The following is a 14,129-nucleotide window of genomic DNA, read 5'->3' on the forward strand; positions in this document are numbered from 1 at the left end:
GATTGTCAAGCTAAGTGCGACAGTTCTTCCATGAACGATTCGTAAGCCGACTTCCAGTCGAGACATTTCCGGGGGCGGTGGTTGATGAGGTGGAGAGCATAAGCCAGCTCTTCATCGGTCACCTCAGCAAAATCGTGACCCTTCGGGATAAATTCACGTAGGAGCCCATTCGCGTTCTCGTTGGATCCACGCTGCCACGACGAGTAGGGATCGGCGAAGTACACATCGATGCCATGGAAGAATTCAAGCGCTGCATAGCAGGCGAATTCCTTTCCACGGTCGACAGTGGCCGTCTTAAACGCGCCTTGCGCGAATTGTCCGGCTGCCACTCCGAAAGCAACCTCCATCGAATGAGCTGTGCGATCGGGCATCTTCACCGCGACGTACATCCGTGTCTTACGCTCAATAAACGTAGCGGCGCAAGCACGGCTTTTCCCTCGGCTGGAGACAACCGTATCGAGTTCCCAATGGCCGAACGATTCGCGTTTCCGAATGGCCTTTGGTCGCTGTGCGATCGTCTTGCCGACAAGAAAGCGACCGCGCGTTTCTACCGGCTTGCGCCGCTTTCCCTTGTGGCGCAGGACGCTCACTTCGCCTCCATTCAGACGTCCATCGTACAGCCAGCGATAAATGGTCTTGAAGCAAACAAACGGCTTTCCGCTTGTTCGGCGGTTCTCTGCAATCTGTTCCGGCGACCAGGTCTGCTGTAGCTTCTCCTCCAGCTCATCGGCTAGCTCAGTGGTGAATCGACCTTTTGGCTTACTGGTACTCCGACGCTCTTCATAGGCGGTCTGGGCGGTCTCCGCCCGATATTCGCCCTCCACGCTTCCGCGCTGTATCTCGCGCGCTATGGCGGAGTGGTGCCGCCCCAACTCCTTGCCGATTGCCCGATTGGACCATCCCAGACGGCGGAGGACTTCTAGCTGGCTGCGTTCGGTTATGCTAAGATGTGTGTAACCCATGGATTGATTCTCCCGTGTAATGGTTGTTGTGGTGACTCCATTTTACACGAATCGTCCATGGGCCTTTACTTTACCTGTCGCACTTCATTTTACAATCTGTCATGTAATTCAAACTGAGGATCAACTGTCGCATTGGGAGTTTCAGCCTGAACAGAGGTTAGGGAAACCGTTAATAGTGCTGTTACAACTGACGTAATAAATAGTTTTTTCATTATTCGACCTCCAAATTATAAATAATCAACTTAAAGCCCATTCAATTCTATTTATCAATCCACTCCCCTTATTTGGAATTTTAATCCTTTTTTAGTGTATTTCAAGTGAAGTTGTATTTCAATAGGAATATACAAGAAAATCCATAAATAATCCATGGAACCAAAAATGGATACGAGTTTACTGAAGTGGTGATGGTCTACATAACATGAATCCAAAGCCCTCGCCAGCTCCATCAGGTCAACCAAGGCAAGAACACCCGGGATTTCTCATGAACAGTCTGCATTATCTAAAACTGGGTCAGATGTTACTCAATTCCGTTATCCTCCCGAATCTGATTAGCCCAATCTGCTGTGAGAGTTGATCTCCCCTTTGCGGGAGATTTTCTATCTAAATTCCACACAAAGTTTTGATTGCCCCGACGCGACGAATAAGCAATTCTACTTAAAATAAAGGGGCATCCGGTTGACCGACGTCTCCGTGGCGAGCGCGGACGCCCCGCCCCCCAATCATTCCCGCTTTTCAATACGCCGGGCGCTCCGGTATTCGAGCGGCGACACGCCCTCCGCTTCCTTGAACAGCCGGGTAAAATGCTTGACGCTCTCGAACCCCGCCTGCGAGCTGATTTCGTATACTTTGAGATCCGTCCCCTCCAGCAGCTCCTTCGCCTTGGCCAGCCTGACCTTGCGCAAATAGGAGGAGAAGCTTTCGCCGGTATGCTCCTTGAACGCCTGGCTGAAATAGGTGTAATTCAGCGAAACGTAGTTGGACACGACGGCCATGTTCACGTCCTGCCGGTAATGCTCGTGGATGTACTCGACCGCCTTCTGCATATCCTTCCGCTCGGCGTGCGCGGCCCGAACGCGGCTGACGTATTCGTCGAGCCGCTCCGTCAGCTGCTCGACGTGCCGGTAATAATCGTGAAAAGAGTCGAAATGATCGAAATGCCCCGCGTTTTTGTACAGCTTCAAAATTTCGATCGATTCCTCGCCGTAGCTGCGGTAGACCCGGTCGAACACCTCTTCGTTCAGCTTTCGCCCGATCGTCTCCAGAAGCCCGATTTCGCAGCGGGAGATCGCCCGGATATCGAGCGCCTGCTGCAGCAGCCGCTTCATTTCCGGAAGCCGGCCGGTCCCCATCAAATTGGATATTTTCCGGATGGCGTCCTCCGGCACGGGGCAGCCCGAAGCGAGCGCGCGGACGCGATCGTAGGCGACGACTCCGCCTTCGGCGTGAAGCACGTAATATTTGAGCGCCTGGCGCGCCTGGCTGTAGGCCAGCCGGAGCCGGCCCATCCCCGAAACCCGCGAGCTCAGCCCGACCCGGGGACGATTCGGCGAAAACGCGGCCAGCGCTTCCGGCAGCTTCGCCAGAATGGCCGAATCCCTGGCGACGACCGCCGTCAGCCCTTCCCGGTCCTGGCAGCGCCCCCATTCCGCTTCCCCTTCCAGCAGCCGGTCCAGCCCTTCGAGCATCGCCTGCCGGTCGGTCTCGCCGCCCGCCGCCTTGACCAGCGCGATCGCGTATTCCCCGTCCAGCCAGCCGAGGCCCGCCCGCGTCAGCCGCTCCCGGATTTCCCGCTCGTCCGCGCTTTCCTGCAGCAGGACGTAGGCGAGCTGATCCGAAACCTCCCTCGTCCGCCGCAGCGTGTCGTCCGCGCGCTTCTCTCCCTTGCGCCGCAGCTCGTCCTCCAGCCGTTCCAGGACCGCGAACAGCTCCTCGCGCACGATCGGCTTCAGCAAATACTCCTTCGCCTGGTAGCGGATCGCCGCCTTCGCGTACGGAAAGTCGTCGTACCCGCTCAGAATGACGACCTCGGGCTTTGCCTCCAGCGCCTGCATCTGCTCCAGCAGCTCGATCCCGTCCATGACGGGCATCCGGATATCGGTCAGCAGCAGCTCGAACCGGTCCCCCGCCAGCAGGGCCAGCGCCTCGTCTCCGTTTTCCGCGAACGCGAACTCGTAGCGGCCGGGGAACTTCCGTTCGATCATCGCCCGAAGTCCGACCCGAATGTTCCGCTCGTCGTCGGCGATGAGCAATTTCCGTTTCATCTTCCCTCGCCTCCCGACACCATGAAATGCGGCAGCGTCATGACGACGCGGGTAAAGCTGCCCTCGACGCTCTCGATGCGGATGCCGTACTCGATGCCGTAGCTCATGACGAGCCGATGATCGACGTTGCGCAGGCCGATGCCGCCGCCGTCCCGGCCTTCCCGCTCCAGCCGGCCGCGCAGCTCCCGGTAGTCGGACTCCTCCATGCGCAGCATGCTGTTCAGCCTGCGAAGCCGGTCCTCCGGGATGCCGCAGCCGTTGTCCGCGATTTCGACGACGCATTCGCCTTCCCGGACGGCGGCGGAAAGCGATACCGACAGCTTCTTCCCCTGCAGGCCCCCCTGGCTCATTCCGTGCTTGACGGCATTTTCGACGATCGGCTGCAGCGACATTTTGAGCACCTCCTGATCGTTAAGCTCCGGCGGGACGTCGAGGCGAAGCTCGAGCTTCCCGTCGTAGCGGACGTTCATAATCGCCATGTAATGCTGAATGTGCTGGATTTCGTCCCGCAAGCGAACGCGGTCGCGCGTCCACTGCAGGCTGTAGCGCATCATCCCCCCAAGCGAGGTGAGCGCATCGGAAATCGTGTACTGCCCTTCGACCTCCGCCAGCATTTTCAAATTTTCCAGCGTGTTGTACAAAAAGTGGGAATCGATCTGGTTTTTGAGCGAACGCAGCTCCGCTTCCTTGGTCGCCGCCTGGCGGTTAACCTGCTCCGCAATCAGCTCGTTGATTTTTTTGAGCATTTGGCGGTAGTGATGCCCGAGCTCTCCCACCTCGTCGGTTCCGTACACCGGCACGTCCGGGCTGAAATTGCCGCCGCGCACTTTTTTCATCGAGTCCCGGAGCACGCGGAGACGCTTGAGAATGAGCGAATGCATAAAATAGGAAACGATGCACAGCACGCCGACGAGCACGAGAATGATGATCGTCATGTTGCTGCGCGTCTGCCGGATGTCCGCCAGGGTGTCGGCCAGGGTGACGACGTTGACGAGATGAACGTCCAGCCGGGGAATGTAGGAATGAACCGCCAGGTAGGGATGCCCCTCGTAATCGAACGTTTCGCTGGCGTTGCCTTCCCGGTCGGTCAGCGCAAGCCGCTTGACGAGCTCGCGGGCCGGCGCGTTCCGGAACACCGCCGCCTTTTCGTCGGTATACACCTCGCCGCCGCGCGCGACGACCAGCAGCTGGGAACCCGGCTCCTGAACGCTGCTGAACGTTTTCGTAAAAAAATGCCGGACCTCCATGCTGACTTCCAAAATGCCGTTATGGGTCGAGTCGTCGGGGTACATAAACTCCCGAAGCAGCGACACGTACGGCGTCGCCGCGGACGCGTCCGGCGCCGCGGCGGACAAAATTTCCCCGCCGCGCTGGATTTCCCACCAAACGATTCCCCTTTGCCGCAAAACCGTGCCGTACCAGCTGCGGTCGCGAATGCGCGATTCCTTCAGCACGACCGGCCAAAACTCGCTGACGTGCGGGTTGTCGGTAAACAGGCGGATGCTCGCGATCCGCGGATTGTTGAACAGAAAATGCTGATAGCCGGCGAACGTTTTCGTTTTGAAATCGAGCAGCCAGGCGATGTCCGTCTCCTCCCGGATTTGCAGGTAATCCTTCATATCCTGGTTCGAAAGGGCAAGCTGGCCGGTCCATTCCATCAATTCGACGTTGTTTTGAATGTTGATTTTTTCGATATCGAGAATGTTTTCGGTTTTTTTGACGAGATCCCGGATCGCATTGTCGGAAACGCCGCGGAACAAGAACCACGAGTAGATCAAAATCGGAATGAAAATGATCAGCACGAACGACAAAATCAGCTTGACCTGAAGAGGCAAGCTGCCCGTGAAGGATCGGATCGCCGAGCTTCGTTTTCTTTGCGATTTGGCCACGTCGTCATCCCTTCCCGCTGTTCACGGATGAAGCCCGGCCTCCCGCCGGATGCGGCGGAGGCCAGGCTCGCGAATTCGGATCGGCCGAAAGATTCGGCCGGGGGCCGGGGGCTTTGCCGGACCTTCGCCCGGCAGCCGCCGCCCTCCGTCAGCCTTTGATCTCTTCCAGCTTCTTGAGGTTTTCCTCGTACGCTTTTTGCCGGTAGGCTTCGATGGCCTCCTGGTCTTCCCGGTCCTGCAAGTACTCGTTGAAGATGCTGTCGAATTGTTCGTCCGTTTCGGCGAGCAGCAGCTTCGGCAGCGTTTTTCCCCAGAGGCGGCCGTTTTTGCTGTTGGATACGCCTTCTTTGGACGTCGGCGGCGGGTCGAGGTTGTCGAATTCGGACATGCTGATCGCCTTGCCTTTCGTCCAGTCCTCCATCTGCTTGCCGGGATCGACGCTGGGCGGAGCCCATTGCAGGTTCATGTTCGTGTCCATGAGCATCCAGTACGTGTAGGAAGCTCCGTACTGCTGGTCGAACGCCGCCCGGTCCGTATTCATCAGCTCGAGCGCCTCGGGCTTGAACTGGTCTTTGCCGTCGATCGTATCGTACGTGACGCCTTTTTCGCCCAGGTACAAGTCCTTGTTGCCTTCCTCGCTGATCAGATAACTTAGGAAGGCGATAGCCCGCTCCTTGTCCTTGACGTCCTTCGAAATCAGCGTCACCGTCCAGCCGGAAATGCCGGGACCGGACAAGGTCGGCAAATCCTTCGCGGCGTTCGCCGGCCCGTCGATCGCGATGTACGCCGAATTCGGATCGTTCTGGTAGCGCGCGATGTTTTGCGTGGCGAAGTCGGTCCGCTGGTACAGCATCGCGAAATAGCGGCCCTGCGCGATTTTCTCTTCCATTTGCGGGCGCTTGTCGATGAAGATGTCCTTTGCCAGCAGCCCCATTTCGTTCGCCTTGCGGAACGTTTTCAGCCATTTCAGGTATTCCGGATCCTGCCTGCGGTCGTAAAGCTTTCCGTCCTTCTGCTGCGGGATGGCCAGGAAGTTCTGCAGGTAGCCCTCCAGCGAGTAGTTGCCCGTATCGTTGAACTCGTGCAGGCCGATCGGAATGAGCGGCTGGCCGTCCACGTCCGGGAACATCTCCTTCGCCGCCTGCAGCGCGTTCAGGAAGCCCTCCGGCGTGCTCATGTCGGGCTTGCCGAGCGCCTCGTACATGTCCTTGCGCACGACGAACGTCTGGTTCGAGGTGAAGTTTTCCCCGTATTTTTCATAGTCCGCGGGAGAGGACGAAGCGTTCGGATACCCGTACACGTTCCCGTCGGGCTGCGTATACCAGCCGATCTTTGCCGGGTCGGTCACCTTGAAAAAGTACGGGTCGTACTGCTCCGCGAGCTCGTTCAGCGGGAGCACCAGCTTGCCGTTGATCATCTTCTTGACGTTTTCGTTGTTCCAGTCGAGCGTGATGAAATCGGGCAGCGAGCCGGACGCGAGCATCGTGTTCAGCTTCTCGTTCTCGTTGCCGGCCGGGACGATGAAGTTGAGGCTGACGCCGGTTTTTTTCGTGATATATTCCGCCGTGGCGTCGCCGCCCCATTTTTTGCTGAACCACGAAAAATTGATGTACCAGTCGAACGTGATCGGCGACGTGTTTTTCTTCCAGGCGGGTTCGCCTTCGGCAGGCTGTTGCCCTTCGGAGGACGGCTGCGGGCTTGCGGTCGGACTTGCGCTTGCCGAGCCCTCCGCCCCTTGGCCGCCGTTTGCGGCGTTATTGCCGCCCGAGCAGGCCGCAAGCGTGAAGACGAGCGCCGCCGAGAGAACGGCGGACAGCCATTTGCGTTTTGCACCCATTTTGATGGCCCCTTTGCTTCGATATTTTTATATTACCAGTTCGCGCCGCGGCGCGGACGGATAATTCAGCTCAGCGGCGCCGCTTGCGTTTTGGCGGAGCCGCGCGCGGATGCTACCCCTTGATCGAGCCGATCATGAAGCCTTTGACGAAATATTTTTGCAGGAACGGGTAGACGAAGACGATCGGGGCGGTCGTCACGACCATCGTGGCCAGCTTGAGCGACTGGCTCGTGACGCCCACGGTGACGCCGCTCGGCATCGAGGCGAGCATCTGGTTGGAGCTCGACTGCGCCACCACCCGGTACAGGTACGTCTGTATCGGCTGCAGGTCGGTATTGTTGATGTAAATCATGCCGGTAAAATAGTCGTTCCACTGGTAAACGCCGTGAAAAAGGGCGATCGTCGCCACGACCGGCATCGACACGGGGATGACGACGCGCAGAAAAATCGAGAAGTCGTTCGCGCCGTCGATTTTCGCCGCCTCCTCGAGCCCCGCGGGAATTTCCCGGAAAAAGCTGAGAAAGATGATCAAATCGAAAAAGCTGAACATCGCCGGGATGATATAAACGAGAAACTGGTCCAGCATCCCGAGATCGCGAATGAGCAGATAAGTCGGAATGAGGCCGCCGCCGAAAAACATCGTGATCGTGCCGATCAGCATGTACAGCTTGCGGCCGATCAGCTCGCCGCGGGACACCGCGTAGGCGACCATCGCCGTGAACAGGACGTGGACGACGGTGCCGACGACCGTTTTCGCGACGGTGATGCCCATCGCGGTCATAATGCCGTCGCTGCGGAAGACGGTGACGAAGCTGTCGAGGCTGAACTTGCGGGGCCACCAGTAGATGCCTCCCCGCATCGCGTCGGTGCCGTCGTTGAACGCGTTCACCAGCACGTACCAGATCGGGTACAGCGTCACGAAGCAAATGATGAGCATCAGCAAGCCGTTGACTAGCCCGAAAACGGCCTCGCCCCGCGTTTGGCGCTTCAGGGAAAACATCGCTTCGCCTCCTTTCGGGAAAAAATTCGGTTAAAACAGGGAAGTGTTGTTGAGCTTTTTCGTAACGTAGTTCGCTCCGAGCAGGAGCCCGAGCGCGATGACCGATTTCAGCAGGCCGACCGCCGTCGAATAGGAATAGCGCCCGTCCACGATGCCCGTCTGGTACACGTAGATGTCGATTACGCTGCTCGCGCTGTCGTTGAGCGAATTGCGCAGCACGAGAATCTGGTCGAAATTCGAGTTCAGCAGGCCGCTCACCGCCAGAATGAACAAAATGGCGATCGTGCCCTTGATCGCGGGCAGCGTAATGCTCCATATTTTCTGAAAACGTCCCGCCCCGTCGATCGTAGCCGCCTCGTACAGGTCCGGCGACACGCTGCTGATCGCGGCCAGGTAGATGATGGCGGACCAGCCGAGCTCCTTCCAGATGTCCGAGGCGACGACGATGGACCAGAAATATTGCGGTTCCGCCAGGTACGTAATCGGCTCGTCGATCAGGTTCAAAGCCAGCAGCACTTTGTTGACGATGCCTACGTCCGACAGCCAGGTGGCCAGAATGCCGCCCAGAATGACCCAGGAAAGAAAGTGCGGCAGGTAGGAGACCGTCTGAATGGATTTTTTGAACAGCACCGAACGCACTTCGTTGAGCAGCAGGGCGAAAATAATCGGCAGCGGGAAGCCGACGACGAGCTTGATCAGGCTGATCCCTAGCGTGTTGCGAATGACGTTGACCAGATTGTCGTCCTCGAAAAACTCCTTGAAATGGTCAAGTCCGACCCACGGCGCCTGCGAAATCGGAAAAATGATGTCGAATTCCTTGAACGCGATGATGATGCCGTACATCGGAATGTAGTTGAACACGATCATCCAGGCGACGCCGAGCAGCGCCATGGCCTGCAAGTATCGCTGGCCGTACAGCTTTTTCAGCCATTTGAGCCGCCTTTCCCGGCGAAAAGCGGCCGGACCGGGCCCCGCCGTTCTTCCTGTTGCCGCTCCCGTCCCCGTTTTCACGTTAAGCCGCACCTCCGCATCTTTCGTTATGGCGAGTCGGCAGCCTCGTCCCCGCGCTAACTTGTTTACGCTTTCATTGTAGGTGCTCGGCTTTTGGAAAAATAGGACGCAATTTCAAGATCGGGTATCCGGATTTCGGGTCGGGGAGGATGGGGTTCGAAAAGGCAAATGAAAGATGGGCATGCGTTTGGGGGAAATGAGTCGCTGCGACTCAACTGGATCGTTCGCGTTCATGCGGAGGGGGCGAGATGGGTCATTTTTACTCAAATGCGTGCGGCTGCTCGCGTACGGAGGGCTCAGATGAGTTACCACGACTCAACCGGATCGTTCGCGTTCATGCGGCGGCGGCGAGATGGGTCATTTTTACTCAAATGTGTGCGGCTGCTCGCGTACGGTGGGTTAAGATGAGTCACCACGACTCAACTGGATCGTTCGCGTTTCATGCGGAGGGGGCGAGATGGGTCATTTTTACTCAAATGAGTGCGGCTGCTCGCTTACGGAGGGTTGAGATGAGTCACCACGACTCAACCGGATCGTTCGCGTTCATGCGGAGGCGGCGAGATGGGTCATTTTTACTCAAATGAGCGCGGCTGCTCGCGTACGGTGGGTTGAGATGAGTCACCACGACTCAACCGGATCCGCAGGGGCCGAGCCAACTTCCGGAGCGGACGGGGAAATGTCGCCGGTTCATCCCAAAAAAAGCGGCGGCCTATTTTAGACCGCCGCTTCGGCATATCCGTACTCCGAGCCTTCGCGCCATTACGCCGGGATCGGCCAGAAGGCTGCCCGATAACGCCTCCAGCGATCTAGCCAGGTACCAATGATTTTCGATCGCGGCCGCGGCGCCCCAGCGATTCTAGCCCGGCACCGGAGACCCCGGTCGCGGCCGCGGCGCCCAGCGATTCTAGCCCGAAATCGGAGACTCCGTTCTCGGCCGCGGCGCCCAGTCGAGTTCGGCGGAGCTCGCTCCGAACCGGAATGCCACCTTCGCGTTCTCGCAGCGCGGCGAGCGGACGACTCCCTCTCCGTCGATCCGCGCCGGCGCCGTCCCCGCGGACGCGAACGCGCCGCCGAGCGGCGTCAGCTTCAATCCGCCCTCGTACTCGGCGCAAGCGACGATTCGGCAAACCGCATCCTCCCCGTGCATGACAGTCGCCTTCGTTTCCGTCAGCGTCAGCCTGGCGAGCTCCCCCCGCCGGCCGAAAAAATGGATGAGCGGCAGCTCCGCCCGGCGCTCCCAGTCCCGTTCCGTATGCTCGGCATCCGGATCGAAATAATACGCCAGCTGGCGATCGGGCTCGTATCCGGCGTCCAGCAGTTCGCGGACGAGCCCGCGAACGTGCTTTTCCATGATGAGCGTGCCTTCCCTGCCGCCGAGGTCGATCCAAATTTTCTCGAGCGGCTTCTTTTCCGCGAACCGGGCGTAGACGCGCGTTTCGGTCAGGTCGGCCGGATCGACGTGATACAGATAAGGGGAAATAATGCCGAGATGGCCAAAAACGTCGGGCCGGCGCATGCCGATATGGTACGTGACCTGCCCGCCGCGCGAGGAACCGAGCAGCGCCGTGTGCTCGGGTCCCGTCTTCGTCCGCAGCAGCCGGTCGACGAACGGCTTCAGCTCCTCGATCAGAAACCGCTCGTACAGCTCCCCCTTCGGCTCGATGTTCCACTTGTCGCGCTTGTAGTCGACGCCTTCGAGCGCGTGCGTGTACTCGTTGGCCCGCTCCCCCTCCATGTTGGCGACGCCGATCATGACGATCTCTTCGATTTTCCCCTCGGCGATGAGCCGGTCGGCCGCCAGGTGCAGGTTCCACGACTGGCCGTTGTAGGCCGGATGGAACATGTTCTGCCCGTCGTGCAGGTAAAGCGCCGGATAGGCGCGGCCGCTTCCGTCTGCATAGCCCGGGGGAAGGTAAATGTAAATGTCCCTTTCGTTGTCCAGCAGTTCCGAACGAAATTTTTCGATCCGAAGCAGCGCCATTGCGTTTTCTCCTTTCGTTAGACCCGAACCCGGTCGATCCAGCCCGCGACCCGGTATTCGGCGACGAGATTTTCCTGCGCTCGAAGCAAGCGGAACGGGGCGGGCCGGCCGGATTCGTCGGCCTCGTCGCGTCCCATCCCGCGCGAGATGCGAAATTCGACCGCAAAATCGCGCGGCAGCATATACGTCCCCCCGTACGCATACGGACCGATCCGGGGCAGCTCGATGCCCGCGTAAATCGTCTCCTCGTCGGGCGTATCCGGCGGCACGACGACGCGCAGCGTCACCTTCACCCGCTCCGCCAGCTCCCGCACGACGGTTACCGCTCGCACCGACGTCCGGCCCGCCGCGTTCGTATACGCGACTTCGGTCGCCCCTTCGCGATGAGGCACGACCGTTCCGTCCTGCAGAACCGACAGCACGGAAGGGTCGGCGACGCGGAAGGAAGCCGCGAGGTTGGTCGCGACAAAGCCGGTGTCGTACATATCGATTGGATGAAAAACGGCGTCCGCCCCGTTCAGCCCGACTTTGTCCGGGCCGAGGAGCGCGGAATCGGCGACGTTCCCGACCCGTCCGAACAGGAAAAGCAGCGGGGCGTGCAGCCGGGCGGCCCAATCCTTCTGCGAGTGGCCGGAGCCCGGGACGAAGTGGTACGCCAAATCGCGGCCAGGCGCAAACCCGGCGTCAAGCATCGCCTTGACGACAGTGCGGACATGCTTATCCATCACGGTGAAGCCTTCCGCGTCGCCGACGTCGATCCACAGCCGGATCGGCGGCTTGTGCCGGTAAATCCGGGTCAGCCACTGCTCTGTCTCCTGTGTCGGGTCCGGCTTGACGAAAAACGGGCACAAGGCGCCGACCAGCCCGAACACGTCGGGGCGCCGAAAGCCCAGATTGTACGATACGAGGCCGCCGGCCGACGATCCGAGAACGCCCGTGTCTTCGGGCCCGGGAAGCGTGCGATACTCCCGGTCGATAAACGGCTTGACCTCCTCGATCAGAAACCGCTCGTACAAGTCCCCTCTCCCCGCCGCCCCGTACACCTCGCCGAGGCCGGGCACCGGATGCATATATTCGGCGATCCGCGCGCTTGCCACGTTCGCGACCGCCACGATGATCAGCGGCCGGATTTTTCCCTCCGCGATCAGCCGGTCGGCGGTCTCCCGGGCCTCCCACGAGCCGCCGCGGTCGTCGGCGCGAAACGCGTGCTGCCCGTCGTGCATGTACAGCGCCGGATAGCGCTCTCCCTCCCTCCCCGGCGCGTCGTAGCCCGGAGGCAAATAAACGAACAGCTCCCGTTCGTTGTCCAGAAATTCCGAGCGAAAATTCGCGAACGTGCGGATTTGCGACTGCGCTTGCGTTTTCGCTTGCGATTTCGCTTGCGGTTTCGTTTGCGGTTGCATGTATGGCTTTCTCTCCTTCCTGTCTAAGGCAAAACGGATAAAAAAACGAACTCTTCCGGTCTTGCTTCGTGCGGCTTGCGAATGTAGTGGACGATCAGCTCCGCCGCCTTGCGGTAGCCGTCCGGGTCGAACCGGATTTTCGGCGTCCGTTCCGGCAGCAGCTCGGGGCACCCGCACGTGCAAACGGCGGCCAAGCGAAGCGCCGGTTCGGCCCGCAGCGCGGATAGGCCGACGAACTCGTTGACCGCGATTCCCGCCTGCCCGGCCCGTTCCCGGACGAAGCGCCGCAGCGCCTCCTCGTCCCGATAAACGTGGATATCGCCGGCGGACAGCCCCGACAGCCGTTCGATTCGTCCGGACAGCTCCGGATCGCGGTATTCGTCGGTGATCAGAAATTGCGGGACCGCGCCGAGCGCCCGCTCCGCCGCCGCGAACGCGCCGGCGAAATCCGGCAGCAGCTTGTGAAAGATCGGCTCCTTGACGCAGCTGTCCACCGCCATGACCGGAATCCCCATCCCGTACCGGCCGGAAATGCGAAGAAAATCCCGCTCCGACACGTCGAATACGAATACGCCGTCCATTTCCCGCTCCAGAATGACGTCCAGCTTCGGCGACGAAGGATCGACGTGGATGGCGATCGGCTGGTACCCGTACCGGTTCAAATGCCGGCCGAGCCGATACGCCGCCTGCGCGTACTTGTACCTCTGCCAGGCCGGCCCGTCTTCCGGATCCGGAAGCACGACGCCGATCAGCTCGGACTTGCCGCTTTTGAGCGAGCGGGCGCTGATGTTGCGGATGTAGTTCAGCTGCTGGGCGGCCTTCATCACCTTTTCCCGCGTTTCCGGGGAGATCGACTGCGTTTCGACGTTGTTCATGATGTAGGAAACGGTCGCGGTGGAGACGCCGGCCGCCCGGGCGATATCCTTCATCGTCATCTTTTTCATCGTTATCCTTTGTCGGCTCCGGCGCTGAGGCCGTGGATCAAATACTTTTGAAACGCCATATAGAGCGCGGTGATCGGCAGGGCGGCCAGCACCGAGCCTGCGGCGAACAGGCTGAAGCTGGAGTTCGTTTTGTCCGACACCATGCCGTACAGCCCTTGGGCCAGCGTCATTTTCTCCGAGGAACGGAGCACGATTTGCGGCAAAATGAAGTCCATGACCGGACCGATGAACGAAGTCAGCATGACGAAGGTGATCGCGGGCACCGACAGCGGAAGCATGATCCGCGCGAACAGCTCCTTCCGGCCGGCTCCGTCGATGATCGCCGCCTCCTCGATGCTGCGCGGAATCGAATCGAAGTACCCCTTCATCACCCAGACGCCGAACGAAACCGAGCCTCCCGCATAAATGAGGATGAGGCCGAGATGCGTATTCAGCAGCCCCGTCTGCAGCAGCAGCACGAAAAGGGCCATGATCGACAGGAAGCCGGGGAACATTTGCAGCACGAGCAGCGCGATCAGGCCGGCCTGCCGCCCCTTGAAGCGGAAACGCGAAAACGCGTACGCGGTCACCGTCACGAGCAGCGTCGACAGCAGCATGTTGGCGACGGCGATGACGAGCGTATTGCGGTACCACAGGAGGAAATCGGTCTCGCGCAGGAGCGCCGCAAAGTGCGCCAGCGTCGGGTTTTTCGGCAGCATGCTGCTGATGAGCAGCGAGTTGCCCGGGTTCAGCGACGTGCCGACGACCCAGACGAGCGGGTAAAGCGTCGCGATCAAAATGCCGATCAGCGCGGCGTAAATGCCGAGCACGGCAACCCTTCCTTTTATGGCGGCCATATCGC

10 protein-coding genes are annotated in these 14,129 nt (G+C 59.7%); all 10 read right to left on the reverse strand.

Annotated elements, in window-relative coordinates:
- Positions 1–5: 5 nt before the first annotated feature.
- Positions 6–962 (reverse strand): IS30 family transposase, encoded by a 957-nt coding sequence (locus B7E11_RS06855; RefSeq protein ID WP_080832876.1) that lies wholly within the window; start codon positions 960–962, stop codon positions 6–8.
- A 719-nt stretch (positions 963–1,681) separates the two neighbouring features.
- Positions 1,682–3,223 (reverse strand): response regulator, encoded by a 1,542-nt coding sequence (locus B7E11_RS06860; RefSeq protein WP_080832877.1) that lies wholly within the window; start codon positions 3,221–3,223, stop codon positions 1,682–1,684.
- The gene (locus B7E11_RS06865; RefSeq protein WP_080832878.1) at positions 3,220–5,112 is read right to left on the reverse strand and encodes a sensor histidine kinase; all 1,893 of its coding nucleotides are present in this window, start codon (positions 5,110–5,112) and stop codon (positions 3,220–3,222) included. Before B7E11_RS06865 ends, B7E11_RS06860 begins: the two co-directional genes overlap by 4 nt.
- Before the next feature lie 148 nt (positions 5,113–5,260).
- Complete coding sequence (locus tag B7E11_RS06870; RefSeq protein WP_080832879.1) at positions 5,261–6,949, reverse strand: type 2 periplasmic-binding domain-containing protein; 1,689 nt, start codon at positions 6,947–6,949, stop codon at positions 5,261–5,263.
- A 112-nt stretch (positions 6,950–7,061) separates the two neighbouring features.
- Positions 7,062–7,949 carry a carbohydrate ABC transporter permease gene (locus B7E11_RS06875; protein ID WP_080832880.1) on the reverse strand — a complete coding sequence of 296 codons (888 nt, stop codon included), beginning with the start codon at positions 7,947–7,949 and terminating at the stop codon, positions 7,062–7,064.
- A 30-nt stretch (positions 7,950–7,979) separates the two neighbouring features.
- Positions 7,980–8,960 (reverse strand): ABC transporter permease, encoded by a 981-nt coding sequence (locus tag B7E11_RS06880; protein WP_080832881.1) that lies wholly within the window; start codon positions 8,958–8,960, stop codon positions 7,980–7,982.
- A 904-nt stretch (positions 8,961–9,864) separates the two neighbouring features.
- Positions 9,865–10,941: an alpha/beta hydrolase gene (locus tag B7E11_RS06890; RefSeq protein ID WP_080832883.1), complete on the reverse strand. Its 1,077-nt coding sequence runs from the start codon at positions 10,939–10,941 to the stop codon at positions 9,865–9,867.
- A 17-nt stretch (positions 10,942–10,958) separates the two neighbouring features.
- Complete coding sequence (locus B7E11_RS06895) at positions 10,959–12,344, reverse strand: alpha/beta hydrolase-fold protein (RefSeq protein ID WP_080832884.1); 1,386 nt, start codon at positions 12,342–12,344, stop codon at positions 10,959–10,961.
- A 23-nt stretch (positions 12,345–12,367) separates the two neighbouring features.
- Entirely contained in the window at positions 12,368–13,288 is a 921-nt protein-coding gene (locus B7E11_RS06900) for a LacI family DNA-binding transcriptional regulator (RefSeq protein WP_080832885.1), read from the reverse strand.
- A 2-nt stretch (positions 13,289–13,290) separates the two neighbouring features.
- On the reverse strand, positions 13,291–14,124 hold the full coding sequence (locus B7E11_RS06905; RefSeq protein ID WP_080832886.1) for a sugar ABC transporter permease: 834 nt from the start codon (positions 14,122–14,124) through the stop codon (positions 13,291–13,293).
- Positions 14,125–14,129: the final 5 nt, after the last annotated feature.

The sequence above is a fragment of the Cohnella massiliensis genome (genome assembly GCF_900169535.1).
Taxonomy (GTDB): Bacteria; Bacillota; Bacilli; order Paenibacillales; family Paenibacillaceae; genus Cohnella; species Cohnella algarum.